At 46.5% G+C, this 834-nt stretch carries 1 protein-coding gene; it reads left to right on the top strand.

What is annotated here, in order from left to right; all coding sequences use genetic code 11:
* Window positions 1-834 (top strand): TonB-dependent receptor domain-containing protein (locus tag R8N49_RS26115; protein ID WP_318190324.1); only part of this gene is annotated, 834 nt, incomplete at both ends.

Raw genomic sequence — 834 nt, 5'->3', positions numbered from 1 at the left:
ATCTAAAACGAAAGCATCAAATACACAATGGGCAGTGTTCATCGAAGATGAATGGAAGATCGCAGAACCTTTTAGTCTGACATTAGGTGGTCGTTTGGATCACGATGAAAACTATGGCGCGCATTTTAGCCCGAGAGTGTATGGTGTGTGGCGTGTTGATCCTGCTTGGACGGTCAAAGGCGGTGTGGCGACAGGTTTCCGCTCTCCTCAGTTACGTGAAATTACCCCTGGTTGGGCGCAAGTCAGTGGTGGCGGCAATATTTATGGTAACCCAGATTTGGATCCGGAAACTTCACTGAACAAAGAAATCAGTGTGCTTTACCAAGGTGATTCTGGTCTTGATGTGACGTTAACCGCCTTCCACAATGAGTTTAAAGATAAGATCACTCGCGTGGTGTGCCCAGATACAATTTGTACGGATGGCCCAAACCAATGGGGGGCAGATCCTACTTACCGCATTAATGTGGATGAAGCTGTTAATCAGGGTGTAGAAGCAAAGTTGGCGAAACCACTAACCGAGACTATCTACTTAAGCTCAAGCTATACCTTTACCGACTCGGAGCAAAAAACGGGTGAATACAAAGGCATGCCACTTCAGCAACTTCCAAAGCACCTGTTTAATGTTGATGTCACTTGGCAAACAACAGACAACCTAGAGAGCTGGACGAAAGTGACCTACCGAGGAAAAGAAATGGATCCCGTCACTGGCCCATCACGCAACAGCATCGTTGAACCTGCTTATACGTTTGTAGATGCCGGCGTAACGTATCAGCTGACGGATAACACCAAGATCAAAGGTGCGATTTACAACCTGTTCGATGAAGACATCAACTA

The organism is Vibrio sp. 1978, from assembly GCF_033344345.1.
The sequence above is the reverse complement of the archived record's forward strand: the minus strand, read 5'-3'. Positions and strand labels throughout refer to the sequence as shown.